The sequence below is a fragment of the Marinobacter sp. F3R08 genome (assembly GCF_018860425.1).
Classification (GTDB): domain Bacteria; phylum Pseudomonadota; class Gammaproteobacteria; order Pseudomonadales; family Oleiphilaceae; genus Marinobacter.
In genome coordinates this window covers 935,947-961,535 of the sequence record NZ_JAHKPI010000014.1, presented here as the reverse complement: position 1 = coordinate 961,535, position 25,589 = coordinate 935,947, and the positions used below count along the sequence as shown (strand labels likewise).

At 56.7% G+C, this 25,589-nt stretch carries 21 protein-coding genes; 15 read left to right on the top strand and 6 right to left on the bottom strand.

Features of this window, described 5'->3' with window-relative positions; genetic code table 11:
* The first annotated feature begins 24 nt into the window (after positions 1 to 24).
* Positions 25 to 1,233 (top strand): MFS transporter, encoded by a 1,209-nt coding sequence (locus tag KO499_RS07445; protein ID WP_228339779.1) that lies wholly within the window; start codon positions 25 to 27, stop codon positions 1,231 to 1,233.
* A 2-nt stretch (positions 1,234 to 1,235) separates the two neighbouring features.
* Here KO499_RS07445 and fba read toward each other — a convergent pair whose 3' ends face one another.
* The 4 genes from fba to tkt are packed head-to-tail and all read right to left on the bottom strand — an operon-like array spanning position 1,236 to position 6,573.
* A complete protein-coding gene (fba, locus tag KO499_RS07440; RefSeq protein ID WP_215983061.1) occupies positions 1,236 to 2,300 on the bottom strand; it encodes a class II fructose-bisphosphate aldolase in 1,065 nt (354 codons plus the stop codon).
* 52 nt (positions 2,301 to 2,352) lie between these two features.
* Positions 2,353 to 3,513: a phosphoglycerate kinase gene (locus KO499_RS07435; protein WP_215983060.1), complete on the bottom strand. Its 1,161-nt coding sequence runs from the start codon at positions 3,511 to 3,513 to the stop codon at positions 2,353 to 2,355.
* Between the two features lie 28 nt (positions 3,514 to 3,541).
* Positions 3,542 to 4,573, bottom strand: coding sequence for a type I glyceraldehyde-3-phosphate dehydrogenase (gene gap, locus KO499_RS07430; RefSeq protein ID WP_215983059.1), 1,032 nt, complete (start codon positions 4,571 to 4,573; stop codon positions 3,542 to 3,544).
* Positions 4,573 to 6,573: a transketolase gene (gene tkt, locus KO499_RS07425; protein ID WP_215983058.1), complete on the bottom strand. Its 2,001-nt coding sequence runs from the start codon at positions 6,571 to 6,573 to the stop codon at positions 4,573 to 4,575. The genes gap and tkt overlap by 1 nt, the downstream gene beginning before the upstream one ends.
* A 237-nt stretch (positions 6,574 to 6,810) precedes the next feature.
* On the opposite strand from tkt, the gene KO499_RS07420 reads away from it, so the two are divergent.
* From KO499_RS07420 to KO499_RS07370, 11 genes are all read left to right on the top strand, one after another.
* Positions 6,811 to 7,812: an ArsR/SmtB family transcription factor gene (locus KO499_RS07420; protein ID WP_215983057.1), complete on the top strand. Its 1,002-nt coding sequence runs from the start codon at positions 6,811 to 6,813 to the stop codon at positions 7,810 to 7,812.
* A 149-nt stretch (positions 7,813 to 7,961) separates the two neighbouring features.
* Positions 7,962 to 9,152 (top strand): methionine adenosyltransferase, encoded by a 1,191-nt coding sequence (metK, locus tag KO499_RS07415; protein WP_215983056.1) that lies wholly within the window; start codon positions 7,962 to 7,964, stop codon positions 9,150 to 9,152.
* A 63-nt stretch (positions 9,153 to 9,215) separates the two neighbouring features.
* Positions 9,216 to 10,610 carry an adenosylhomocysteinase gene (gene ahcY / locus KO499_RS07410; protein ID WP_215983055.1) on the top strand — a complete coding sequence of 465 codons (1,395 nt, stop codon included), beginning with the start codon at positions 9,216 to 9,218 and terminating at the stop codon, positions 10,608 to 10,610.
* 12 nt (positions 10,611 to 10,622) lie between these two features.
* Entirely contained in the window at positions 10,623 to 11,492 is an 870-nt protein-coding gene (gene metF / locus KO499_RS07405; RefSeq protein WP_215983054.1) for a methylenetetrahydrofolate reductase [NAD(P)H], read from the top strand.
* 239 nt (positions 11,493 to 11,731) lie between these two features.
* Entirely contained in the window at positions 11,732 to 12,490 is a 759-nt protein-coding gene (locus tag KO499_RS07400; protein WP_215983053.1) for a transporter substrate-binding domain-containing protein, read from the top strand.
* A 90-nt stretch (positions 12,491 to 12,580) separates the two neighbouring features.
* The gene (locus KO499_RS07395; RefSeq protein ID WP_215983052.1) at positions 12,581 to 13,252 is read left to right on the top strand and encodes an amino acid ABC transporter permease; all 672 of its coding nucleotides are present in this window, start codon (positions 12,581 to 12,583) and stop codon (positions 13,250 to 13,252) included.
* Positions 13,253 to 13,265: 13 nt separating this feature from the next.
* Positions 13,266 to 14,012 (top strand): amino acid ABC transporter ATP-binding protein, encoded by a 747-nt coding sequence (locus KO499_RS07390; protein WP_228339778.1) that lies wholly within the window; start codon positions 13,266 to 13,268, stop codon positions 14,010 to 14,012.
* Between the two features lie 106 nt (positions 14,013 to 14,118).
* Positions 14,119 to 15,471: an adenosylmethionine--8-amino-7-oxononanoate transaminase gene (locus KO499_RS07385; RefSeq protein WP_215983051.1), complete on the top strand. Its 1,353-nt coding sequence runs from the start codon at positions 14,119 to 14,121 to the stop codon at positions 15,469 to 15,471.
* A 29-nt stretch (positions 15,472 to 15,500) separates the two neighbouring features.
* Positions 15,501 to 16,235 (top strand): 16S rRNA (uracil(1498)-N(3))-methyltransferase, encoded by a 735-nt coding sequence (locus tag KO499_RS07380; protein ID WP_215983050.1) that lies wholly within the window; start codon positions 15,501 to 15,503, stop codon positions 16,233 to 16,235.
* A gap of 141 nt (positions 16,236 to 16,376) precedes the next feature.
* Positions 16,377 to 17,606, top strand: a complete 1,230-nt coding sequence (locus KO499_RS07375) for a DUF445 domain-containing protein (RefSeq protein ID WP_215983049.1) — start codon at positions 16,377 to 16,379, stop codon at positions 17,604 to 17,606.
* Positions 17,607 to 17,716: 110 nt separating this feature from the next.
* On the top strand, positions 17,717 to 18,766 hold the full coding sequence (locus KO499_RS07370; protein ID WP_215983048.1) for an HDOD domain-containing protein: 1,050 nt from the start codon (positions 17,717 to 17,719) through the stop codon (positions 18,764 to 18,766).
* Here the strand turns inward: KO499_RS07370 and KO499_RS07365 are convergent.
* Complete coding sequence (locus KO499_RS07365; RefSeq protein WP_215983047.1) at positions 18,749 to 20,110, bottom strand: YihY/virulence factor BrkB family protein; 1,362 nt, start codon at positions 20,108 to 20,110, stop codon at positions 18,749 to 18,751. The two genes, KO499_RS07370 and KO499_RS07365, sit on opposite strands and share 18 nt — an antisense overlap.
* A gap of 201 nt (positions 20,111 to 20,311) precedes the next feature.
* On the opposite strand from KO499_RS07365, the gene KO499_RS07360 reads away from it, so the two are divergent.
* Positions 20,312 to 21,565, top strand: coding sequence for an OmpP1/FadL family transporter (locus KO499_RS07360; protein WP_215983046.1), 1,254 nt, complete (start codon positions 20,312 to 20,314; stop codon positions 21,563 to 21,565).
* Positions 21,566 to 21,619: 54 nt separating this feature from the next.
* Here KO499_RS07360 and KO499_RS07355 read toward each other — a convergent pair whose 3' ends face one another.
* On the bottom strand, positions 21,620 to 22,555 hold the full coding sequence (locus tag KO499_RS07355; protein WP_215983045.1) for a D-2-hydroxyacid dehydrogenase: 936 nt from the start codon (positions 22,553 to 22,555) through the stop codon (positions 21,620 to 21,622).
* 93 nt (positions 22,556 to 22,648) lie between these two features.
* Between KO499_RS07355 and tmpT the strand changes: the two genes are divergently transcribed.
* Both tmpT and KO499_RS07345 read left to right on the top strand, forming a co-directional pair.
* Positions 22,649 to 23,302: a thiopurine S-methyltransferase gene (gene tmpT, locus KO499_RS07350; protein ID WP_215983044.1), complete on the top strand. Its 654-nt coding sequence runs from the start codon at positions 22,649 to 22,651 to the stop codon at positions 23,300 to 23,302.
* A 343-nt stretch (positions 23,303 to 23,645) separates the two neighbouring features.
* The gene (locus KO499_RS07345) at positions 23,646 to 25,568 is read left to right on the top strand and encodes a PrkA family serine protein kinase (protein ID WP_215983043.1); all 1,923 of its coding nucleotides are present in this window, start codon (positions 23,646 to 23,648) and stop codon (positions 25,566 to 25,568) included.
* Positions 25,569 to 25,589 lie beyond the last annotated feature (21 nt).

Genomic DNA, 25,589 nt, shown 5'->3' with positions numbered 1-25,589 from the left:
CACCAGCATCAGGGAGTGCTTTTTTTGAGCCGTGCACCAGCCACTCGATTCCGGATTTTTCTAATCGAATTTGCCCTTGCCCTCGGCGGCTTTGCCATCGGCACGGGTGAATTCGCCATGATGGGTCTCATGCCCAACATCTCCCGGGATCTCGGAGTATCAGAGCCCCAGATCGGCCACCTCATCAGTGCTTATGCGTTGGGCGTGGTGGTCGGTGCACCGATTCTGGCAATTATCGGTGCGCGTTTTTTCCGCCGGCAACTCCTGATCTGGCTGATGGTGTTCTATGCCATAGGAAATCTGGCCAGCGCCCTGGCTGTCGACTACACAGGGGTTGTCATTGCCCGCTTCTTTGCCGGGCTGCCGCACGGCGCCTATTTTGGCATTGCGTCCCTGGTGGCCGCCTCCCTGGTGCCCACTCACCAGCGCGCCAAAGCCGTGGCCAGGGTCATGATGGGCCTGACACTGGCGTTGTTGCTGGGTAACCCCCTGGCAGCCTGGATGGGGCAATCGCTGGACTGGCGATACGTGTATGCCTTTGTGGGGCTGACTGCTACGGCCACCTTCCTTATGGTGCTCTGGGTACTCCCTCCGGATCCGAACGAGACTCGCCAGGGCTCATTAAGCGAAATCCGTGCGTTCAATCGCACCGGTATCTGGTTCGCGCTGGCCATCGGCGCCATTGGCTTTTCCGGCATGTTCGCTGTGTTGAGCTATCTGGCACCAACGTTACTTGAGGTTACCGGGGTGGCGGACTATTGGATTCCAGTTGCTCTGGCCGTATTTGGTCTTGGTGGCTTTATCGGCAATCTGCTCGGTGGCTGGCTGTTTGACCGGCTGGGCTTCCGCGCAGTGGGCGTGATTCTGCTTCTGAGCGCTGGCATTCTGCTGGCCTTTCCGTCCACCACAGGCTCATTGCCAGCGCTGATGGCGGCCTGTTTTCTGGTGGCAATGATGGGCTCTCTGGGGCCTGCGCTCCAGACTCACCTGATGGATGTCGCGCACGGGGCGCAGAATCTTGCGGCAGCCTCACATCATGCTGCCTTCAATGTGGCCAACGCCCTTGGGCCCTGGTTAGCCGGCATCTCGATCACCGCCGGTTTTGGCTGGTCATCAACTGGCTATGTTGGAGCTGCGACTGCCGCTATCGGCCTGCTGATTTTTTTCGCAGCCTGGCGGCACGACGAAAAAGGCCTCCGCAATGCGGAGGCCTATCAGGCGTCGTTCTCTTGAGCTTATCTGACCTTGGGGTCTAGCTCACCGGCAGCGTAACGCTCGAACATACGCTCCAGATTGACCGGCTTGATCTTGCTTGCGTTACCGGCACAACCGAAGGCTTCGTAGCGTGCAATGCACACGTCGGTCATCGCTTTCATGGTTTCCTTGAGGAACTTGCGTGGGTCGAACTCGGCCGGGTTTTCGGCCAGGAAGCGACGGACCGCGCCAGTGCTGGCCAGACGCAGATCGGTGTCGATGTTGACCTTGCGTACGCCGTGCTTGATGCCTTCCACGATTTCTTCAACCGGCACACCGTAGGTTTCCGGAATCTCACCACCGTACTCGTTGATGATTTTCAGCCACTCCTGAGGCACGGAGCTGGAGCCGTGCATAACCAGGTGGGTATCCGGGATGCGGGCGTGGATAGCCTTGATCTGATCGATGGCCAGAATGTCGCCTGTGGGCGGACGGGTAAACTTGTAAGCGCCATGACTGGTGCCGATGGCGATGGCTAACGCGTCTACATGAGTTTTCTTGACGAAGTCCGCCGCCTCTTCCGGATCGGTCAGCATCTGGCTGTGGTCCAGGATGCCCTCCGCACCGATTCCGTCTTCTTCACCGGCCTGGCCGGTTTCCAGAGAACCCAGGCAACCCAGTTCGCCTTCTACGGAGACACCACAGGCGTGGGCCATTTCAACGGTACGACGGGTCACATCCACGTTGTACTCGTAGTCGGTTGGGGTTTTACCGTCTTCACCGAGAGAGCCGTCCATCATCACAGAGCTGAAGCCCAGCTGGATGGAGCGTTGGCACACGGAGGGGCTGGTTCCGTGGTCCTGGTGCATAACCACCGGGATATGCGGAAATTCTTCGATCGCCGCCAGGATCAGGTGACGCAGGAAAGGTGCGCCGGCATATTTACGGGCACCGGCGGAGGCCTGGACAATCACCGGGGAGTCGGTTTTGTCGGCGGCTTCCATGATGGCGCGCATCTGTTCCAGGTTGTTTACATTAAAGGCTGGCACACCGTAACCATGCTCGGCGGCGTGATCCAGCATTTGCCGCATCGAAATCAGGGCCATGGGTCGTCTCCTTCATTTAGACTTTGGATAGTTGAATTCTGTCTGTAACTCTTTACGCGCCGCGTTCTTCCAACACCGCTACTGCCGGGAGGGTCTTGCCTTCGACGAATTCCAGGAAGGCGCCACCACCGGTAGAGATGTAGGAGATTTTGTCAGCAATGCCGTACTTGTCAACGGCGGCGACGGTGTCTCCACCGCCAGCCAGGGAGAATGCGTGACTTTCCGCGATGGCGTGGGCAAGAGCTTTGGTTCCGTTGCCAAACTGGTCGAATTCGAAGACACCGACCGGGCCGTTCCAGAGGATCGTTTTGGCATTCTTCAGAACGTCGGCAAACTTGCCGGCCGTTTCCGGGCCTACGTCGAGGATCATGTCATCGGCACTGACATCTGAGATGTTCCTGGTGGTGGCCGTTGCTGTTTCGGCAAATTCACTGGCAACCACAACGTCTACCGGCAGCGGTATGTCAACGCGGCTGGCTATGTCTTTGGCGGTGTCGATCAGGTCATGCTCGCACAGGGATTTACCGACCGGATGGCCTGCCGCCGCCAGGAAGGTATTGGCGATGCCACCGCCGACGATGATCTGATCGCACACTTTTTCCAGGGCATTGAGAACATCCAGTTTGGTTGACACTTTTGAGCCACCCACAATGGCCACCACCGGCTTTGCCGGATTATCCAGGGCTTTGCCTAGGGCATCCAGTTCAGCCGCCAGCAGCGGGCCGGCACAGGCTTCAGGGGCGAACTTTGCCACGCCGTGAGTGGACGCCTGGGCGCGGTGAGCGGTACCGAACGCGTCCATCACGTAGATATCGCACAGGGCGGCGTACTTCCTGGCCAGCTCTTCGTTGTCTTTCTTTTCGCCCTTGTTGAAACGGACGTTCTCGAACAGGACCACTTCGCCGTCGGCGACATCAACGCCATCCAGGTAGTCCTTGATCAGGCGAACGTCCTGGCCCAGCACTTTGGTAAGGTGGTCGGCGACCGGCTTCATGGAAGAGGCCTCATCGTAGACACCTTCCTCGGGGCGGCCGAGATGGGACATCAGCATGACTTTGGCGCCAGCTTCTTTGGCGGCCTTGATAGTAGGCAGTGACGCGCGGATGCGGGCATCACTGGAGACTTTACCGTCCTTGACCGGTACGTTCAGGTCTTCACGGATCAGCACTCGCTTGCCAGCGAGGTCGAGGTCGGTCATTTTCTTGATGGCCATAACGTTCGTCCCTTCAACAAAATTCAGATCAGATAGGTTTGGTTAACCAGCTTTTGCTGACATCGAGCATCCGGTTCGCGAAGCCCCACTCATTATCGAACCAGCAGAGCACCTTCACCATGGTACCTCCGGTTACCCGGGTCTGGCCGCCGTCCACCACGCCGGAATGGGCGTCATGATTGAAGTCAGAGCTGGCGAGCAGTTCGTCGGTGTAGCCGAGTATGCCGTTTAACGGGCCACTGGCGACCCCTTTTAACAGGTGGTTCACCGCTGCCACGTCTGTGGCCGTGCGCACATTCACCACCATATCGATAGCCGAGACGTTCATGGTCGGCACCCGCATGGCGACCGAACTGAACCGGCCCTCCATGTGTGGCAGCAGACGCTCAATGCCCCGGGCCAGACCGGTTTCCACAGGAACAATGTTGTGCAGGGCACTGCGGGTTCGACGCAGATCCTGATGGTGGTAGGCGTCAATCACCGGCTGGTCGTTCATGGCTGCATGGATGGTGGTGGTGCTGCCCTGCTCCACACCGAACGCATCGTCCAGCACCTTGATGACCGGCACCAGGCAGTTAGTGGTGCACGAGGCCGCCGCAACGATGACATCGTCCGCTGCGAGCTCGGTGTGGTTGATACCAAAGACCACGGTACGGTCAACATCCGACTCTGCCGGCTGCGAGAAAAGCAGACGTTTGGCACCGGCATCGATGTGTTTCTGGGCTTTTGAGCGGTCAGAGTATGAACCGGAACATTCAAGCACCAGATCGACATCCAGTAAGCCCCAGGGCAGGTCTGACGGATCGGAGTGACGCAAAACCCGGATAGCATCGCCATTGACCATCAGATCCTGACCCGACACGGAAACGTCACCCTGGAACCGGCCATGGGTGGAGTCGTATCGGGTCAGGTGGGCAATGGTGTCGATATCTGACAGCTCATTGATAGCGACCACCTGAAGATGGTCGCGGAAGCCGTTTTCATAGAGCGCACGCAACACGCACTGGCCAATTCGGCCGTACCCGTTGATGGCAATACGAAAAGGCGCAGCGTCTGTCATCAGGCGTCCAGAAGCTCGGCAGCCACTTCCAGAACGTTGTCGACAGTAAAGCCGAACTCCTTGAACAGCTCACCCGCAGGCGCGGACTCACCAAAGGTGGTCATGCCAATAATGCGACCGTCCAGGCCAACGTACTTGTACCAGAAATCTGCAATACCGGCTTCGATGGCGATGCGGTTAGTCACATCCAGCGGCAGAACCTGCTGCTTGTACTCGGCGCTCTGAGCATCGAAGGTGTCGGTCGACGGCATGGAGACGACGCGTACCTTGTTACCCTGCTCACGCAGTTTAACGGCAGCATCCTGCGCCAGGGCAACTTCGGAGCCGGTGGCGATCAGGATCAGATCTGGAGTGCCTTCGCTGTCAGACAGGATATAGGCGCCTTTCGCGACATCGGCCAGTTGCTGGGCATCGCGCGGCTGGGCCGGCAGACCCTGTCGAGAGAAGATCATGGCTGTCGGGCCGTCCTTGCGCTCAAGCGCCGCTTTCCAGGCAACCGCGGATTCAACGGTATCTGCCGGGCGCCACATGCTCATATTCGGCGTGGTGCGCAGGCTGGCCATCTGCTCGATTGGCTGGTGTGTCGGACCGTCTTCACCCAGGCCAATGGAATCATGGGTGAATACGTAAATTGAGCGCTGCTTCATCAGGGCCGCCATACGCACGGCGTTACGGCAGTATTCCATGAAGATCAGGAAGGTGGCGCCATAGGGTACGAAACCGCCGTGCAGCGCAATACCGTTCATGATCGCTGCCATACCGAATTCACGGACACCGTAATAGATGTAGTTGCCGCTGGCATCTTCTTTGGTCAGACCCTTGGTGTCGGACCAGATAGTCAGGTTGGAACCGGCCAGGTCGGCAGAGCCGCCCATCAGTTCCGGAAGCAGCGGACCGTATGCGTTCAGAGTGTTCTGCGAGGCTTTGCGCGAGGCCACAGTCTCGGCCTTGTCCTGGCACTCCTGAATATAGGCCTGGGCCTTCTCTGCGAAATCGGCAGGCAGGTCACCGGCCATGCGGCGCTTGAACTCGGCCGCCAGCTCAGGCTCGGCTTGCGCGTAGGCGGCGAATGCCTGCTCCCACTCGGACTGGGCAGCGGCACCTTTCTCACGGGCATTCCAGGCACCGGCGATGTCGGCAGGGATTTCGAACGGGCCATGCTGCCAACCCAACTGCTCGCGGGTCAGGGTGATTTCGTCGTCACCCAGGGGGGCACCGTGGCAGCTTTCCTTGCCTTGCTTGTTCGGAGAACCAAACCCGATGATGGTCTTGCAGCAGATCAGCGTGGGCTGATCCGTATTGGCACGGGCCGCTTCGATGGCGGCGCGGATGGCGTCGGCATCATGGCCATCAACGGCCGGAATCACCTGCCAGCCGTAGGACTCGAAACGCTGCGGGGTGTTGTCTGTGAACCAGCCGTCGACTTCACCATCAATAGAAATGCCGTTGTCATCATAGAAGAACACCAGCTTACCCAGACCCAGCGTGCCGGCAAGAGAGGCGACTTCGTGGGAGATGCCTTCCATCAGGCAGCCATCGCCCAGAAACGCGTAGGTGTAGTGATCAACGATCTTGTGACCCGGACGGTTGAACTGCGCTGCCAGCGACTTTTCGGCAATCGCAAAACCGACCGCATTGGCAATGCCCTGACCCAGCGGACCGGTGGTGGTTTCTACGCCCGGCGTATAACCGTATTCGGGATGGCCCGGCGTTTTGGAATGCAGTTGACGGAAATTCTTGATGTCGTCGATGGAAACGTCATAACCGCTCAGGTGCAGCAGGGAATACTGCAACATGGAGCCATGTCCATTGGACAGCACAAAGCGGTCCCGGTTGGCCCACTGAGGGTTGGCCGGGTTGTGGCTCAGGTAATCATTCCACAGAACCTCGGCGATATCCGCCATACCCATGGGCGCACCCGGGTGGCCGGATTTGGCTTTCTGAACCGCATCCATGCTCAGCGCGCGAATGGCGTTGGCGAGATCTTTACGAGACGGCATTGACGTTTCTCCAGTGTTTTGCAGGAAAAGAATTCGCAGTGATTAAAAGGCGATCAAAAATGAGGCGCGTATTTTCGCCGATTAGTGTGTGCCGGGGCAAATCGACATGCGCCTGTTTCGCGATTGTTAGCCTGTGGATTTCCGAAAGGGCCTGATTTCAAAGCCCGATAAATCTATATCAAAATTTTTTGATATGGCTATTGATTGAACAACCGAACCCCCCTACACTTCGTTGCCATGACATCAATGAACGCACACGCCGATAACTTGTCCTCCCTGGACGCTCTGGCCCCGATCTTTAAAGCAAGCGGGGATCCGTTGCGTCTGGAGATATTGCGCGTGCTCAGAAAGGATACCTTTGGCGTTCTTGAGTTAAGCCAGCTTTTCGACATGCGCCAATCAGGTATGAGCCATCACCTGAAGGTTATGAACAAGGCCGGCCTGCTGGAACCCCAGCGGGAAGGGAATGCGATTTTCTATCGTCGCCCCCTGCACCTGGACAGCGACAAGCCAACAGACCAGACCATTCGCCAGATATTCGAAGCGGTCGACCGGGTGCCGTTACCACTGCACCTGCAGGAACGTATTGAAGCCATCCGCACCCAACGTGCGGATCAGTCCCAGGCTTTCTTTGCGCGCCATGCAGAGCAATTCCGGGAACAGCAGGAACTGATCGCCGCCTTCGATCTCTATGCCGAACCTGTGGCAAAGATGATCCGGAAACGGTCCCGCAAACACCTGTGGCAGGCCACCCTGGAAATCGGTCCGGGTGAAGGTGCGTTCTTACCGGTGCTGGCCGAGCTAAGCGAGCACGTGGTTGCCCTGGATAACAGCCGGGACATGCTGGCCAAGGCAACCCGGACCTGTATCGACGAACGGCTGAACAATATCGATCTGATTGAGGGCGTCACTGACACCCTGCTGGCCCGGGGCGACGCGTTTGACCTGGTGGTTGCCAACATGGTGCTGCACCACGTGCCCAGTCCCGCTGACATCTTCCTGGATGCCGCCGCACTGATGAACAACGGTGGTTGTCTGGTAATCAGCGACCTGTGCAGCCACGACCAGGACTGGGCAAAAGCAAATTGTGGAGACCTGTGGCTGGGCTTCGAGCCGGAGGAGCTCACCACCTGGGCCGCCGACGCCGGGCTGGTTGCCGGAGAACAGCTGTTCATCGGTTTACGGAATGGTTTCCAGATTCAGGTTCGGGAGTTCTGGAAACACAACGGTCAGATTTGACGACCCGAATCGCAATATCAACAAATTTTGATATACAGATACGTAGTTTTACGTATCCTCACAAAAACCACCAAAACGGATACGGGAAAGCGCTTCAAACAAGCCACTTACCGACCTGAATTCGAATCGCTCACAAAGGAGCATGCGTTATGGCTGACTACAACATTTTCACTTCCGAATCGGTCTCTGAAGGCCATCCGGACAAATTGGCTGACCAGATCTCCGATGCGGTTCTTGATGCCATCCTGACCGAAGACCCACACGCCCGCGTTGCCTGTGAAACCATGGTAAAAACCGGTGTGGCCATCGTCGGCGGTGAAATCACGACCAGCGCCTGGGTCGATCTGGAAGATCTGGTGCGCGGCGTTATCAAAGACATCGGCTACACCTCATCAAAGGTGGGCTACGACGGCGATACCTGCGGCATTATCAACATCATCGGCAAGCAGTCTGTTGATATCGCCCAGGGCGTTGATCGACAGAAGCCGGAAGACCAGGGTGCAGGTGACCAGGGCCTGATGTTCGGCTACGCCAGCAACGAGACCGACGTATTGATGCCTGCGCCGATCACCTTCTCGCACCGTCTGGTTCAGCGTCAGGCCGAAGCCCGCAAGAGTGGCCTGCTGCCATGGCTGCGTCCGGATGCCAAGAGCCAGGTCACCTGCCGTTACGAAAATGGCCAGGTGACCGGTATTGACGCGGTGGTCCTGTCGACCCAGCACGACGAAGACGTAACTCAGGAAGACCTGAAAGAAGCGGTAATGGAGCTGATCGTCAAGCATGCCCTGCCGGCAGAACTGCTGCACAAAGACACCCAGTTCCACATCAACCCGACCGGCAAGTTCGTGATCGGTGGCCCGGTGGGCGACTGCGGCCTGACTGGCCGCAAGATCATCGTGGACACCTACGGCGGCATGGCCCGCCACGGTGGTGGTGCGTTCTCCGGCAAGGATCCGTCCAAGGTTGACCGTTCCGCCGCATACGCTGGCCGGTATGTCGCCAAGAACATCGTCGCCGCCGGTCTGGCAGACAAGTGCGAGATCCAGGTTTCTTATGCCATTGGTGTCGCGCAGCCAACATCGATCTCCCTGAACACCTTCGGCACAGGCAAGATCAGCGACGACAAGATCATTGACCTGGTGCGCCAGAACTTTGATCTGCGCCCGTACGCCATCACCAACATGCTCGACCTGCTGCACCCGATGTACCGGGCTACCGCAGCCTATGGCCACTTTGGCCGCGATCCTTATGAAATGACCGTCGGCGGCAAGACCTTCACCGCCTTCCCCTGGGAGAAGACCGATCGCGCGGCCACTCTCAAGGATGCCGCTGGTATCTAATTCAATTTCGGGCGTATGTCATCAGACCTGCGCCCAGGCCAAACTCACTGACAGGAGAACACCATGAGCACTCCCGCAGAAAAACTGAACAGCTTTGACGATTATAAAGTCCGCGATATTTCCCTCGCCGGTTGGGGCCGCAAGGAAATCAACATCGCTGAAGGCGAAATGCCTGCCCTGATGAAGCTCCGCGAGAAATACAAAGGCGAGCAACCGCTGAAAGGCGCCAACATCATGGGCTGTATCCACATGACCATCCAGACGGCCGTATTGATCGAAACACTGGTTGAACTGGGCGCCAACGTTCGCTGGTCCTCCTGCAACATTTTTTCAACTCAGGATCAGGCTGCAGCGGCCATTGCCGAAAGTGGTATTCCGGTCTTCGCATGGAAAGGTGAAACCGACGAAGAGTACGACTGGTGCCTCGAACGTACCGTTGGAGCCGACGTAGACGGCTGGGAACCGAACATGATTCTGGACGACGGCGGCGACCTGACCGCCCTGCTCCATGAAAAGTATCCGGACATTCTGGTGAACTGCCACGGCGTAACCGAAGAAACCACTACCGGTGTGCACCGCCTGCAGGAAATGCTTCGCGAAGGCACCCTCAAGGTTCCCGCGATCAACGTCAACGACGCCGTCACCAAGTCCAAAAACGACAACAAGTACGGATGCCGCCACAGCCTGAACGATGCGATCAAGCGTGCTACGGACCACCTTCTTTCGGGTAAGAAAGCGCTGGTGATCGGCTATGGCGACGTAGGCAAGGGCTCTGCCGCGTCCCTGCGTCAGGAAGGCATGATCGTAAAAGTTGCCGAGGCCGACCCGATCTGCGCCATGCAGGCCTGCATGGACGGCTTCGAAGTTGTATCTCCGTACCTTGATGGCGTGAATACTGGCACGGAATCCAGCGTCAACCGCGATCTGCTGCAGAATACCGATCTGCTGGTCACCACCACCGGCAACATGAACGTGTGCGACGCGCACATGCTCAAAGCCATTAAATCCGGCGCCGTGGTGTGCAACATCGGTCACTTCGACAACGAGATCGATACGGCCTACATGCGCAAGAACTGGGAATGGGATGAGGTGAAGCCTCAGGTTCACGTGATTTACCGGGACAAGGCCAGCAATGACCACCTGATTCTGCTCTCCGAAGGTCGTCTGGTGAATCTGGGTAACGCCACCGGCCACCCTTCACGCATTATGGATGGCTCCTTTGCCAATCAGGTTCTGGCCCAGATGTACCTGTTCGAACGCAAGTTCGCCGACCTGCCGGAAGATGCCCGTGAGAAAGGCGTGTACGTTCAGGTGCTGCCCAAGCATCTTGATGAAGAAGTGGCCCGGGCCATGGTGGAAGGTTTTGGTGGAGTGATCACCAGGATGACGCCAGAGCAGGCCAAATACATCGGTGTACCGGTCGAAGGCCCGTACAAGCCAGAAAGCTACAAGTACTGATCGGGTAACCAGATGCAATCCCAGAAACAGTTCAAGCGCCGTTTCAGCTTTGAGTTTTTCCCACCCAAGACCGACCAGGGCAAGGAAAAGCTGAAGAACGTGCGCAACCAGCTGGCCGAAGTGAATCCGGACTTTTTCTCCGTCACTTTCGGCGCTGGTGGTTCCACCAGGGACCGCACTATAGAAACCGTGCTCAACCTGCACAAGCAGGGCATTTCCACGGCACCGCACCTGTCCTGTGTCGGGGGCACTCGCCAGGATATCGGCGAACTGCTGGATCTGTACAAAGAGCACGGGATCAACCGGATTGTTGCCCTTCGGGGCGACCTGCCTTCGGGGATGGGCGCAGCGGGTGAGCTGCGCTACGCCAATGAGCTGGTGGAGTTTATCCGCGAGCACAGCGGCGACACCTTCAACCTTGAGGTAGCCGCGTATCCGGAGTTTCATCCCCAGGCGCGCAATGCCGAAGAAGATCTGAAGAACTTTGCCCGCAAAGTTGAGGCTGGTGCCAACAGCGCCATCACCCAGTACTTCTTTAACCCGGACAGCTACTTCTACTTTATCGACCGGCTGGAGAAAATGGGGGTCACCATTCCGGTGGTTCCGGGCATCATGCCCATCGTCAATTTCTCCAGTCTGGTTCGTTTCTCGGACATGTGCGGTGCGGAGATTCCGCGCTGGATTCGCAAACAGCTCGAAGCCTATGGCGACGACAGCGTGTCCATCCGTAAGTTCGGTGAAGAAGTCGTTACCGAGATGTGTGAGAAGCTGCTGAAGGCCGGCGCACCCGGCTTGCATTTCTACACGCTCAACCAGGTCGAACCCAGCATCAGTATCTGGAAAAACCTGGGCATCAGCGAGCGAGAGAAGATCGCTTTCTGAGTTGCCGGAGCGGATACACAGGGTCAGTTGGCGTCGTCCATCTGACCCTTTTTTTCGTTCCCTTATCTCTTGCTCTGGCCCTCCCCGGACATTTGATTTCCTCTGTCCATCTGCGTAATAGTCTAGAGTGTACGTGATAGTTACATCCACGCTCCCCGGAGATCGCGGTCAACAGCAGTGATTGGTCCGGCTTGCCTTACCGGGCAATTGGAGCCTTATAAGAAAGTAAAGGAGATTGTATGAGTACCAAGTGGCTGAAGAACGTAAGCGCCAGTCTTGCCCTCACAGTTGCTGCAGGCACCGTCAGCGCAGAAACCCTGCGCGTCGTCACTGACCCCAGTTTTGTTCCGTTCGAGATGATGGACCAGGAAACCGGTGAAATGATTGGTTTCGACATGGAAATCATCCGCGAGGTGGCCGACCGCGCCGGTTTCGACATTGATCTCAACACCATGGATTTCAATGGCATCATCCCTGCCCTGCAAACCGGTAACGTGGACATTGCCATTGCCGGCATCACCATTACCGAAGAGCGCGAAGAGATCGTCGACTTCTCCGACCCCTACTACGATTCCGGCCTGCGGATTCTGGTTCGCGAAGGCAACGGCGAAGTGACCGAGCTGGACGATCTGGAAGGCAAGAAAATCGGCACCAAGATCGGCAGTACCAGTTATGACTTCCTGGTTCAGAACCTGGATGCCAACGATGGTGTAACCCCCTACCCCGGAAGCTCTGACATGTATATGGCACTGATGTCCCGTGCCATTGATGCGGTTTTCTATGACGCACCGAACGTCGGCTATTTCGCCCGTACCAAGGGTGAAGGCAAGGTGACAACCGTTGGACCTCTGTACGAAGGTCAGCAGTATGGTATCGCCCTGAAGAACGGTAGTGAGTGGGTTGATGACGTCAATGACGCCCTGGCTGCCATGAAAGAAGATGGTACCTACAAAACCATCTACGAGAAGTGGTTTGGCCCCATGCCTGAAGGCATGTAAGGCCCCCGGATCCGAACGGTCCGATTCTCTGTGCCGGGGCATCCCCGCCCCGGCAATTCGTGACTCCAAAACCCTGCGGAGACTCTCACTGTGGAATTCCAGTTTCAGTTCGACTGGCAGGCAGCCATCGACTCCATCCCTTTTCTGATAAAAGGGATTCCTTACACCCTGCTGATTTCCTTCGGCGGTCTTCTGATCGGCTTTGGCCTGGGCATTTTCTTCGGCCTGTTAAGCATCAACAAGAAGTGGTATCTGCGGTGGCCGGCAACCGCTTATATTGAAATCTTTCGTGGCACCCCCATCCTGGTGCAGGTTCTGTTCATTTTCTATGGCCTGCCCGACCTTATCGGTGGCCCTATTGATCCCCTGACTGCCGGCATTGCGGCCATCGCACTCAATTCCGGAGCCTATATTTCCGAGGTGGTTCGAGGTGGTGTCCAGTCCATCGCCAAAGGCCAGACCGAAGCAGGTCTTTCTCTCGGGCTGTCCAGAACCCAGACGTTCTGGTCCATCATCTGGCCTCAGGCGTTCCGCCGGATGATTCCGCCGCTGGGCAACCAGGCCATTGTCAGCATCAAGGACACCTCACTGTTCTCGGTTATTGGTGTGGGTGAGCTGGTACGCCAGGGTCAGATCTACATCGCCAACACCTTTACTGCGTTCGAAGTGTACTTTGTTGTGGCGATTCTTTACCTGGCCATTACCCTCTCATTATCCCTAATTCTCCGCTTTGTCGAGCGGCGCGGTCTGGCATCTGTCTGAAGGAACGTTACCCATGACTCAGATTGTAAAAATGAAGGGCATGAACAAGTACTTCGGCAAACTGCATGTCCTGAAAGATATTGATCTTACGGTTGAACAAGGTGAAGTGGTGGTCATCATCGGTGCCAGTGGCTCCGGAAAATCCACCCTGATCCGCTGTGTAAACGGGCTCGAAGAGTTCGAATCCGGAACCCTCGAAGTCGATACCCATCCACTCGCCCCCAAAAGCGGCAACCCGAAATCCCTGGCGGAAATCCGCAAGGAAGTCGGCATGGTCTTCCAGCAGTTCAATCTGTTCCCTCACCTCACAGTGAAGAAGAACATCATGCTGGCCCCCCAGAAAGTCAAAAGCACCTCTCAGACCGTTGCAAACGCAACCGCGGAGCGTTTGCTGAACCGCGTGGGCATCGGCAACCAGGCCGACAAGTACCCAAGCCAGCTTTCCGGTGGCCAGCAACAGAGGGTCGCAATCGCCCGGGCCCTGGCCATGGAGCCACGCCTGATGCTGTTCGACGAGCCCACGTCAGCGCTGGATCCCGAGATGATCGGCGAAGTACTGGACGTGATGCGCGAGCTGGCCAAAGAAGGCATGACCATGATGGTCGTCACCCACGAAATGGGCTTCGCCCGCGAAGTGGCCGACCGCGTGATCTACATCCACGAAGGCCAGATTGTGGAACAGGGCAAGCCGGACGAGGTGTTCGACAACCCGCAGAATGAGCGCACCCAGGCCTTCCTGAGCCGGGTTTTAGCGCACTGAAAAATCCGTCAGACGGCGGAGTGGCCAGTTGTCGCTGTTAACTGTAATATCCGGACAGGTTAACCGCCGACAATTCCAGAATCTGACCGTCTGACGGAGAATTATCATGCGCAATGCTGACCTCGTCGCCCGTGGCCTCAAGTCCGTGTGGCACCCCTGCACCCAGATGAAAGACCACGAAGGCGCCGTACCCCTGGTGCCTATCAAGCGGGGCGAAGGTGTCTGGCTGGAAGATTTCGAAGGCAACCGCTTTATCGATGCCGTCAGCTCCTGGTGGGTCAACCTGTTCGGTCATGCCAACCCCAGAATCAACGCCGCCATCCAGGATCAGATTGGTCAGCTTGAACATGTCATTCTGGCCGGGTTTACCCATGAACCCGTGGTCAACCTGTCCGAGCGATTGATTGAGGTTACACCGCCCGGTCTGAACAAGGTTTTCTACGCCGACAATGGATCGTCAGCCATTGAAGCCGCCCTTAAAATGAGCTTCCACTACTGGAAGAACCAGGGCAAACCGGGCAAGAAAAACTTTGTAAACCTGAGCAACAGCTACCACGGCGAAACCCTCGGCGCCCTGGCTCTTGGCGACGTATCTCTTTATAAGGACACCTACCAGCCGCTGCTGATGGAAGTGCTGACAGCCCCGTCCCCAGACGCGTTCAACAAGGAGCCGGGCGAGACCGACGAAGAGTACGCCCTGCGGCAGTTTGAGGCCATGGAGAAGCTGCTGGCCGAAAAGCACGAGGAAATCTGCGCCGTGGTGGTGGAGCCACTGATCCAGTGTGCCGGGGGCATGCGCATGCACCACCCCGTTTACCACACCAGGCTGCGGGAAGCCTGCGACCGTTACGGAGTGCACCTGATTGCCGACGAGATTGCCGTTGGCTTTGGCCGTACCGGCACCCTGTTTGCCTGCGAACAGTCAGGCATCACGCCGGATTTCATGTGCCTGTCCAAAGGCCTGACCGCCGGCTACCTGCCGCTATCCGTTGTGCTGACCACCGATGATGTCTACAACGCGTTCTACGACGATTACGAAACCCTGAAAGCCTTCCTGCACAGCCACAGCTACACCGGCAACCCCATCGGCTGCGCCGTGGCACTGGCCACCCTGGACATCTTCCGGGATGACAAGGTGATCGAAAGCAACCGCCAACTCTCCGCCTGCATGGCCGAATCCGTCGCTCACCTTGCAGACCATCCCAATGTCGGAGACATTCGTCAGCATGGTATGACTCTGGCGGTGGAAATGGTGAAAGACAAAGCTTCGAAAACGCCCTTCCCCTGGCAGGAACGTCGCGGCATCCGCGTTTACCAGCACGCTTTGACGCGCCAGGCCTTGCTTCGCCCCCTGGGTAATGTGGTTTACTTTATGCCGCCTTACGTGATCACCGAAGAACAGATCCGCCACCTCGGCCAGGTTGCTACGGAAGGTATTGCGATCGCGGTTCGCGACTGAAAACCGCCAGGAGACCCGAGAGAAAGCCCATGCGCAAACCCCGCATCTATACCGATTCCGCCCTCATTGACGGCGCAACCGCAGACCTTGATGACAACGCCGCCCAGCATGTGGGCCGGGTATTGCGCATGCAGCCGGGGCAAGAGCTCAGGCTGTTCAACGGCGACGGCAACGACTATTCCGCCACCATCACCAGCGCCAGCAAAAAGAACGTGCAGGTTCAGGTAGGCACAGCGGAAGCCAACACCACCGAATCCTCCCTGGAAATTGTCCTGGGGCAGACGCTCTCCAAGGGCGACCGTATGGATTACGCTGTGCAAAAAGCTGTAGAGATGGGTGTCACCCGCATTGTGCCACTGACCACGGAACGCTGCGACGTCAGACTCAGGGGCGACCGGGAAGACAAACGCCTGCGTCACTGGCAATCCGTTGCCATCAGCGCCGCCGAGCAATGCGGCCGGGCCCGGGTACCCGATATATCTCCGATCATGGCCCTGTCCGACTGGTTCAGGCACACCGAGGACTGTGACGTGAGACTGGTACTCCACCACCGCACGGAACAATCCCTGGACTCCATGGCCACACCTTCGCGGATTGCTCTCATGATTGGCCCGGAAGGCGGCCTCAGCCCGGAAGAGATCAGCGCCGCAGAAACAGCCGGCTTCCTCCCGGTCGCTCTCGGCCCCCGGATTCTCAGAACCGAAACCGCCCCGGTCGCCGCCATGGCCCTGTGCCAATGGCTTTGGGGTGACATCGGCAGCTGATCAGCTCCAGACCGTGTCTCCGTCGCATGCCGGCACACAAGTCATTGACAGCAGACGGCCACAACAACATTATCTTTTTCGGCCCAATACTCCGTTAAACGCTACGCCAGAACGAACGTCGGAACCAACACGAGTATCAGGATGACAAGCCTGCTAAGTACCCCAGAATTCTGGCAATATCTCAGTATCCCGGTGATTGCAGCCCTCATCGGCTGGACGACCAACTGGCTCGCCATCAAAATGACGTTCTACCCGCTGGAGTTCGTCGGCAAACCACCGTTTCTGGGCTGGCAAGGCATTATTCCTTCCAAAGCAGGAAAAATGGCGGCCATCAGCGTGGACGCCACCATCTCGAAAATCGGCACCGTCCGGGAAATATTCCAGCAGATTGACCCCAAGGTACTCGCCACGCACATCGTTCACTCCGTCGATCCCCGCATCGAGGAATACGTGGACGAAATGATGCTCAAGGAATACCCCACCTTCTGGGAAAACCTGCCCACTGCTGCCCGGAACATGGTTTACGAACGCGTCCGAAGAGCCACTCCTCAGCTCGTAGACAATCTGGTAGAAGACGTCTCTGACAACATCGAAGACCTGTTGGATATCAAAGGTATGGTGATCGAGCGCCTGGCCAGTGACAAACAGCTTCTGAACCGGATTTTTATCGAGTGTGGCAAGGTTGAGTTTCGGTTCATTATCAATTCAGGGTTCTACTTCGGTTTCCTGTTTGGCCTGATACAGATGGCGGTCTGGTATGTTTTTCCGGCATGGTGGGTCCTGCCATTCTTCGGTTTGCTGGTGGGCTGGGCCACCAACTGGATTGCACTGAATGTCATCTTCCGGCCTCTGCATCCCAGAAAAGTGGGCCCCTTGCGTATCCAGGGACTGTTCCTCAAACGCCAGCCAGCCGTAGCAGAAGCCTTCTGCCATATTGTGACCCATGAGATCCTGACTGTCGGTAACATCATTAACGCCATTCTCGAGGGGCCCAAAGGGGAACGTGCACGCAACATGGTCAAGAAGCACATCAAGCCCCTGGTGGACGAAACTGCCGGTATGGGTAAAGCGCTGACCCAGATAGCCGTCGGACCCACCGGCTTCGCCTCACTCAAGCAAAAGGTTGGTGAAAAAGCGATCGAGATATCACAGACGTCTTTCGACAATCCGGTGTTCGAAAAGGACCGGGCACAGGCCGTCGAATCCATTATGGTTGAGCGGATGATTGCGCTGTCCTCCGAAGAATTTCAGGATCTTCTTCGCCCGTGCTTCCAGGAAGATGAGATCAAACTGATCCTGGTCGGCGCGTTCCTCGGCTTTGGTGCCGGTATCTGTCAGCTGGTGTTCGTGTTTGGAGAGTCGCTCCTGTAAATTCTCCCGATGGCTCATGGGCTTAATCGCTGTGCAAGGATGCGTCGTACCTCTATACTCATGTAATTAAAGGTTCACTACTTCGAACTGGTTGACCCTGGAGGCATCGGATGCCAGGTTTTCTATCCTGGATATCAGGATTATTCGATAGAAAGCAGCCTGCACGGCCGGCGACAGAGGCACGGCTGCTTAATCCATCTGCAGAAATGCCTGCCAACGAAACTTCCGATATCAGCCCGGAGCTTGCCGAAGACCTCGAGAACCACCTGTTCTGCTGGCTGCTGGACGCCGGGCCTTCAAGTCTTCAAGCCGATCTTTCTCCATATGAGGATGTGCTGGAGGAGCTGTATCTGCGACTCACCAGCAATAAAATGGAGGAACTCCCCCGCCAGCCCATGAGCCTGCCCATGCTCATGCGCGCGCTGTCAGATGAGTCCACGGACCGCCAACACCTGACTGACATCATTCTGGGTGATCCATCGCTGACCGATCAGCTGCTCCAGATTGCCAACAGCCCCTACTTCCGAACCAGTGAGCACAGCATTGAATCGGTCGACCAGGCGGTATTTGTACTGGGGGTGGACGGTATCCGGAATGTCATTTCTGCCGCCCTCATGCGCCCCATGATGGCCGCAAGAAATAGCCGAGAAGCCCTTTTCGGACAGCGTGTCTGGCGCTGGGGACTGACCTGTGCCCGGGCAGCTGAACTGATTGCCAGGATCCAGGGCGAGGACACCAGTGCGCACTTTATGATGGGCCTGCTTCCCTCCCTGGCTTACATCACTATTCAGCGGGAACTGCAGCGCATCTGCCGGGCACGCACTTCCGCCGGCGACCCCGATCCGGCACTGGTTCGCCATGCTCTGGCCCGGTACCAGTGGACCACGTGCCAGTTGCTCGCGAATGAATGGAATCTGCCTCCCAAGTACCACGCCAACCTGTTGGCGGCAGAGCGACCGGCGCCGAGACAGAAGCACACACCGCTGACCGATGGAATGATCATCGGCACCCGAGAGGTACTCAGACACGCCAATCAGCGAAACCTGGCCGAAGACCAGCTGCCCAAAGTGGTGTGCCTGAGCCCCGAGCAAATCGATACCGTGCGCAAGGCCCTGCAGACGATGCTCAAGAAGGGCGGACGCTCAACTGTCAGAAGCTGATACCGCATCCTGTTCGGCCAGAACCCCGGGCTGTTCCAGCTCATCAACGTCTCGCAATAATTCAGAAAATGTTCGTGTTTCCGCCACCTTTCGCGACCCCAGTAGTTCAGCCGGAAGCACATTCGGCAGCCGGTCAACGATCCGGTCCTCGTCGTAGCGAACAACCTTGAGAACCTCGCCAATGGTTATCAGATCCAGTGCCCGCCCGGGCACAAGCCGATCACCCTGGCTCCCTGCCAGACTAAGCAACCCTGCACGGATTAACTTGTCGCTGAGGGCGCGAGTTACTTCCCCGGGTACTCTCAGCTGGTGTTCCAACACCTCCTGCTGAGGTGCCGGTTTGCCCTCGCTGAACGGCTTGGCCACCAGCCACATGGTTGCAAGCGCCACTCGTTCCTGCAGCTCGGGCGCCAGCTGCACCTGGCGACGCTTGGCTACAGAACCGGGATTCTGGAGGTAGAACGTAAGACTGGCGCCGAGCAGCAGAATCATCCAGTTCAGATAGATCCAGATCAGCAGGATGATACCAATGGCGAAGCTGGAGTAGATGGCTGCGTACTTGGCCGAGCCCGCCACGAAAGAGGCGAACAGCATACCGCCCGCCTGCCAGGAAACACCGGCCACCAGGCCACCGATCGCCGCATACCGCAACTTGACCCGGGTATTGGGCATGAAGACGTAAACAAAGGTGAATGCGCCAACGACCAGAAAAAACGGGGTAAAACGACTGGCTACGAGAATGACCGATCCAAACGGCTCAATCTCGATAAGCTTCTGGACAATGGTCGAGGAAAAAATGGTGGCGCTGACACCAATTGCCGACACCATCAGCAGCGGCCCTACCATAATGACACTGAGGTAGTTGCTGAACCGCTGCGCCATGGAGCGCATGTCTGGCACCCGCCATATCATATTAAAGGAGCGTTCGATTTTCTGAAGCAGGGAAACAACTGTGTAAACCAGTAAAGCCAGGCCCACCGAGCCCAGCACCCCGACTTTCATGTTATCAACGAACCCCAGTATCTGCTCAGCAAGCTCTACCCCCTGAGGGCCCAGCGGTTCAAAGAACTGGAACAGAAAAGGCTCCATCTTCTGATGCACACCCAGGGCCTTTAAGACCGAGAAGCTCAGGGCAAGCAGAGGCACAATACTCAACAACGTGGTGTACACCAGACTCATGGCATGAAGAGTCAGCTGGCCGCTGAGTACGTCCCTGGCCATCGCGTAGGCTGTACGCCCCACCTTGTACATCCAGGTCCAGGGCCAGCTCTGGGGCGGATTGGGGTTCGCCAGAATCCAGCTTTCAGCTGCCCGGAGTCGGTCTTTTAGTTGAAATGAAGCCACTTTAGGTCCTGTCGTTCCTTGTTTTGTTCAGATTATCAGTCAGATATCCGGTCTTAACAGAGTATGGCCGATTCACAGCCGTTTGCGAGGCAACGAAGCTCAATATAACCATATCAGCATTCGTTACTTCCTCTTATAACAATTTCTCTGTAAAACGAACGTCAACTTCGATATGACGCTTTTCTTAACGGATATTTTCTCATGCGTATTGAACTTGCTCTGGGCGTTTCGGCACTTGTGGCCCTCTCACCGGCTACGGCTCTGGCCACCAACGGCTATTTCAGCCACGGCTATGGCACAATCAACAAAGGCATGGCCGGCGCAGGTACAGCGCTGTCCCAGGACAGCATTGCGGCTGCCACCAATCCGGCGGGTATGGCTTTCGTTGGCAACCGCGTTGATGGTGGCTTCGAGATCTTCTCGCCCAGGCGGAAATATACCGTCGAAGGCGCGGTGTCACCGCCTCCTGCGTTTTCGCTGCAGCCCGGCTCCTATCAGAGCAGCCGTAATGGCTTCGTTATCCCGCACCTGGGTTTTAACCACGAACTGTCAAACTCCACCAGTTTCGGCGTTTCCGTCTTTGCCAACGGTGGCATGAACACCGATTACTCCGGTGAAAGCGGAGGTCCTTTCTACGCTGGCCGCACGGGCGTGAACCTTGAGCAGCTGTTTATTGCTCCTACCTGGTCCTGGAAGTTCTCCGAAAACCAGGCCATCGGGATTTCGCCGGTTATTGCCTATCAGCGCTTTGAGGCTGAAGGTCTTCAGAGCTTCGCACCATTCTCTTCCGACGCCAGCGCACTGTCCAACAATGGCACCGACGACGCCTGGGGCTATGGTTACCAGATTGGCTGGCAGGGCGAAATTACCGACACCCTCCGGGGTGGCGTGAGCTGGCGCAACATTCTGGAAATGAACGAGTTCGACCAATACCGCGGCCTGTTCGCAGAACAGGGCGATTTCGACATTCCACAAATGTTCAATGCGGGTATTGCCTGGTCTGGTCTTCAGGATCACTGGTTTCTGCTGGACATTCAGCACATCCGTTACAGCGAGATTAACAGCATTGGCAACCCGCTACTGCCGAACCTTCAAACCGCGCAACTGGGCGATGACAATGGCGCCGGCTTTGGCTGGGACGACATGACCATCATCAAGCTTGGCTGGCAGTGGCAACAAACACCGGCTCACGCGTGGCGCGCCGGTGTAAGCTATGGCGAGAATCCGATTTCCGATGAGGATGTGCTTTTCAACATTCTCGCCCCGGGCGTTCAGGAATGGCATCTCACTGGCGGGTTCACTCACGAATTCAGTGCAAGCCTCGAGGTATCCGGGATGGCATTCTATTCCCCGTCTAAAGAGGTATCCGGAACCAATCCGCTGGCGCCCAACCAGACCATTGCTGTGCAAATGCACCAGGTTGGCGCTTCAATCAGCGTCGGCTGGGCCTACTGAACCTCCGCTTGCCCGTTGCCTTGCCAGAAGCCCCGGCCTGACCGGGGCTTTCTCTTATAACACGGACCTCAGGTTCGCTGCCGTAATTCCCACAATTCGTTGCCGCGCCTCCCGGCTGGCCCAGGCAGAGTGCGGGGTAAGAATCAGATTCGGAATATCGTCTGCCAGCAGGGGATTGCCATTGCGGGGCGGCTCCTCGGTCAGAACATCGAATCCGGCACCGCCAATTTCACCCGCCCGCAGCGCGTCCGCCAGGGCCTGCTCGTCCACCAGCCCACCTCGACTGGTGTTGATCAGCAAAGAGTCCCGCTTCATCATCTGCAGTTCCCGGGCACCGATCAGCCCCCGGGTTTCATCCGTCAGCAAACAGTGCAACGACAGGACATCCACCTGGGGCAACAACTCATCCATGGGAACCCTGGAATACCCGTCTACCTCTCCGGGTTGTTGTCCCGGACGGGCCCCGAGCAGGACCTTCATACCAAAGGCAGCCGCCCGTTCGGCGACACCCTGTCCCAGATCTCCGAAGCCGACGATCCCGAGGGTGCGTCCCTCCAGTTCCAGGATAGGATGATCCATCAGGCAAAACATGTCGCTCCGCCCCCAGCGACCGTCCTGCACATCCCGACTGTAGTCCAACAAACGCGTGGCAAGCGCCAGCATCAATGCCATGGTGTGCTGGGCAACGGTGGAGCGACCGTAGTTGGTCACGTTCATCACCTTGATGCCATGATCTTTTGCGGCCGCCCGATCAATGTTATTGACCCCGGTGGCAACCACAGCAATGGTCTTCAGCTCCGGACAAGCCTCAAAATGCTGGCGCCCGAGCACCACCTTGTTGACCAGCACCGTATCAAAACCCCGAATTCGTTCCAGCACCTCATCAGGTGCTGTCCGATCGTATTTTTCCAACCCGCCCGTCACCGTCTCGATCGACGACAGGTCTACATCATCACCAAGCGTTTTGGCATCAAGAAACACCGCTTTCATACATTTCTCCTGGACCCAGATGGCCACAGATTAGGGTAGACTGGAACAAACGTCCAAAACTAAAAATATCGAAGCAAGAACAGGGTCTGAACCATGGAACATGAATTCTGGCACGAACGCTGGGCCAAAAAAGAGATCGGTTTTCACGAAGGCACGGTTAACCAGTACCTCCACGATCACTGGCCGGACCTCGCCGGCAAAGGCACTGACGCCGTCTTCGTCCCATTGTGCGGAAAAGCCCACGATATGTGGTGGCTCCACGATCGGGGCCATCCGGTCTTGGGTGTGGAGCTGAGCGACCTTGCCTGCAAGGACTTTTTCGAAGAAGCCGGCGAGAAAGCCCAGGTTCACCCCGGCGAACCTTTCACGACCTTCAGGCACGACAACCTGCACTTGTGGTGCGGTGACTTCTTCCAACTGGTCCCCGACGATCTCAAGCACATTCGTCTGGTTTACGACCGGGCGGCCCTGATTGCCCTGCCCCCGAGCATGCGCAAAGGCTACGTAAACCATCTGAGCGCGATCATCCCGGACGGTACCAGAATACTGTTGATTACCCTGGACTACGACACCGAGATCAAGGGCCCGCCGTTTAACGTGAGTGATGAAGAAGTCCGAGCACTCTACCAGGAAGATTTTGAAATCGAACACATCCTGACCAACACCCTGGCCAAGGATCATCCGTTCACGAAACGCAAAGGTCTGGAAAAGGCTTCAGAAAGCGTGTTTCGTTTGACCAAACGTTAGCGTTTTCGAGGCCTCACCCAAAAGGTCTGGCGGGAGCGTGAAGAGGGGCTGCCCAGCCCCAACTCCCGCCACAAAGAGCCAAGCCCCAGTCCCGGTAAACTACAAAAACCTCACACGCCTCTAACATAATTTAATGAACCTTAACCACTTTTCCACTGTCCAACCTATTAACCCTGAACTAAGCTCAAAATAAGCAAGCCGACCTCGACCTGATCGTGCACAGGCTTGCAAGTATCCATTCCTTCCACCCATAACTAAATAAACCGCCCGGCGGGGCGGAACTGACTGCAACGGGGAAATTGCGTGAACTGAAAGCTGAAGATACAGCGAGCGAGGGCGATCTATGAGCATACTGCAGCACTTCAAAGACCGGTATGAGAGTACTCAGGAAGAAGAGTTCAGCCTGGAAGAATACCTGGAGATCTGCAAAAAGGATCCAACGGCCTATGCCACGGCCGCTGAGAGAATGTTAATTGCCATTGGCGAACCAGAGCTCGTCGACACTTCGAACGATCCGAGGCTGTCGCGCATCTTTTCCAACAAGGTCATCAAACGCTACCCCGAGTTTTCCGAATTCTATGGCATGGAAGACGCCGTGGAAAACATCGTTTCCTTCTTCCGTCACGCAGCCCAGGGCCTGGAAGAGAAGAAACAGATTCTCTACCTGCTCGGTCCCGTAGGTGGTGGTAAATCCTCCCTGGCGGAAAAACTCAAATCACTGATGCAGAAAGTGCCCTTCTACGCTATCAAGGGCTCTCCGGTGAATGAATCTCCACTGGGGCTGTTCGATCCGACGGAAGATGCCCAGATTCTGGAAGAGGAATACGGCATCCCCGCCCGCTATCTCAAAAACATCATTTCACCATGGGCCGTTAAACGTCTTCATGAATACGGCGGTGACATCAGCCAGTTCCGGGTTGTGAAAATGTACCCTTCGGTCCTTGACCAGATTGCGGTGTCCAAGACCGAGCCCGGGGACGACAACAACCAGGACATATCCGCGCTCGTCGGCAAGGTCAATATTCGTATGCTGGAGGATTTCTCCCAGGATGATCCGGATGCCTACAGCTTCAGCGGTGGCTTGTGTAAGGCCAATCAGGGCCTGATGGAGTTCGTGGAAATGTTCAAGGCACCGATCAAGGTGCTGCATCCATTGCTGACAGCTACCCAGGAAGGCAACTACAACACCACCGAAGGTATGGGATCGGTGCCCTTCGATGGCGTAATCCTGGCCCACTCCAACGAATCCGAGTGGCAGACCTTCCGCAACAACAAACACAACGAGGCGTTCCTTGACCGGGTTTACATCGTCAAGGTGCCCTATTGTGTGCGGGTGACCGAAGAAATCGAGATCTACAAGAAGCTGTTGAGCAGCAGCTCCCTTGACGGTGCGCCATGCGCGCCGGACACCCTCGACATGTTGGCCCAGTTCTCGGTGCTCTCGCGCATCAAGGAACCGGAGAACTCCAGCATCTTCTCCAAAATGCGTGTCTATGACGGTCAGAACATAAAAGACACCGATCCGAAGGCCAAGTCCATCCAGGAATATCGGGATGCTGCCGGCGTGATGGAGGGCATGGATGGTCTGTCGACCCGCTTTGCCTTCAAGATCCTGTCCAAAGTGTTCAACTTCGATACCTCCGAAGTGGCCGCCAACCCCGTGCACCTTCTGTATATTCTTGAAAAACAGATTGAACAGGAACAGTTCCCTTCAGAAACTCATGAGAAATATCTCCGGTTTATCAAGGAGTTCCTGGCTCCTCACTACGTGCAGTTTATCGGCAAGGAGATTCAGACTGCGTATCTGGAAAGCTATAGCGAGTACGGCCAGAACCTGTTTGACCGGTACGTGACCTATGCTGATTTCTGGATTCAGGATCAGGAATACCGGGATCCCGACACCGGCGAAATCCTTGATCGTTCTTCCATCAATGAAGAGCTGGAGAAAATCGAGAAGCCTGCCGGCATCTCTAACCCGAAGGATTTCCGCAACGAGGTTGTCAACTTTGTACTTCGGGCCCGAGCAAACAATGGTGGCAAGAATCCGTCCTGGCTCAGCTACGAAAAGTTGCGTGCCGTGATCGAGAAAAAGATGTTTTCGAACACCGAGGATCTGTTGCCTGTCATTTCCTTCAACCCGAAGGCAAGCCAGGAAGATCAGAAGAAACACAAGCAGTTCGTCGAGCGTATGGTCGATCGAGGCTACACGGAGAAGCAGGTTCGGCTATTGGCTGAATGGTATCTGCGGGTTCGCAAGTCGCACTAAGTCAGTGACCATTCACTGAGC

What these genes read in the sequence shown, in the direction of transcription:
- fba (WP_215983061.1), bottom strand. Translation starts at nt 2,300, where the DNA reads ATGGCCCTGATTTCGATGCGGCAAATGCTGGATCACGCCGCCGAGCAT.
- KO499_RS07370 (WP_215983048.1), top strand. Translation starts at nt 17,717, where the DNA reads ATGCCAGGTTTTCTATCCTGGATATCAGGATTATTCGATAGAAAGCAG.
- tkt (WP_215983058.1), bottom strand. Translation starts at nt 6,573, where the DNA reads ATGCCGTCTCGTAAAGATCTCGCCAACGCCATTCGCGCGCTGAGCATG.
- KO499_RS07355 (WP_215983045.1), bottom strand. Translation starts at nt 22,555, where the DNA reads ATGAAAGCGGTGTTTCTTGATGCCAAAACGCTTGGTGATGATGTAGAC.
- metK (WP_215983056.1), top strand. Translation starts at nt 7,962, where the DNA reads ATGGCTGACTACAACATTTTCACTTCCGAATCGGTCTCTGAAGGCCAT.
- KO499_RS07380 (WP_215983050.1), top strand. Translation starts at nt 15,501, where the DNA reads ATGCGCAAACCCCGCATCTATACCGATTCCGCCCTCATTGACGGCGCA.
- KO499_RS07420 (WP_215983057.1), top strand. Translation starts at nt 6,811, where the DNA reads ATGACATCAATGAACGCACACGCCGATAACTTGTCCTCCCTGGACGCT.
- KO499_RS07435 (WP_215983060.1), bottom strand. Translation starts at nt 3,513, where the DNA reads ATGGCCATCAAGAAAATGACCGACCTCGACCTCGCTGGCAAGCGAGTG.
- KO499_RS07345 (WP_215983043.1), top strand. Translation starts at nt 23,646, where the DNA reads ATGAGCATACTGCAGCACTTCAAAGACCGGTATGAGAGTACTCAGGAA.
- KO499_RS07385 (WP_215983051.1), top strand. Translation starts at nt 14,119, where the DNA reads ATGCGCAATGCTGACCTCGTCGCCCGTGGCCTCAAGTCCGTGTGGCAC.
- metF (WP_215983054.1), top strand. Translation starts at nt 10,623, where the DNA reads ATGCAATCCCAGAAACAGTTCAAGCGCCGTTTCAGCTTTGAGTTTTTC.
- KO499_RS07390 (WP_228339778.1), top strand. Translation starts at nt 13,266, where the DNA reads ATGACTCAGATTGTAAAAATGAAGGGCATGAACAAGTACTTCGGCAAA.
- KO499_RS07400 (WP_215983053.1), top strand. Translation starts at nt 11,732, where the DNA reads ATGAGTACCAAGTGGCTGAAGAACGTAAGCGCCAGTCTTGCCCTCACA.
- ahcY (WP_215983055.1), top strand. Translation starts at nt 9,216, where the DNA reads ATGAGCACTCCCGCAGAAAAACTGAACAGCTTTGACGATTATAAAGTC.
- tmpT (WP_215983044.1), top strand. Translation starts at nt 22,649, where the DNA reads ATGGAACATGAATTCTGGCACGAACGCTGGGCCAAAAAAGAGATCGGT.
- KO499_RS07360 (WP_215983046.1), top strand. Translation starts at nt 20,312, where the DNA reads ATGCGTATTGAACTTGCTCTGGGCGTTTCGGCACTTGTGGCCCTCTCA.
- gap (WP_215983059.1), bottom strand. Translation starts at nt 4,573, where the DNA reads ATGACAGACGCTGCGCCTTTTCGTATTGCCATCAACGGGTACGGCCGA.
- KO499_RS07375 (WP_215983049.1), top strand. Translation starts at nt 16,377, where the DNA reads ATGACAAGCCTGCTAAGTACCCCAGAATTCTGGCAATATCTCAGTATC.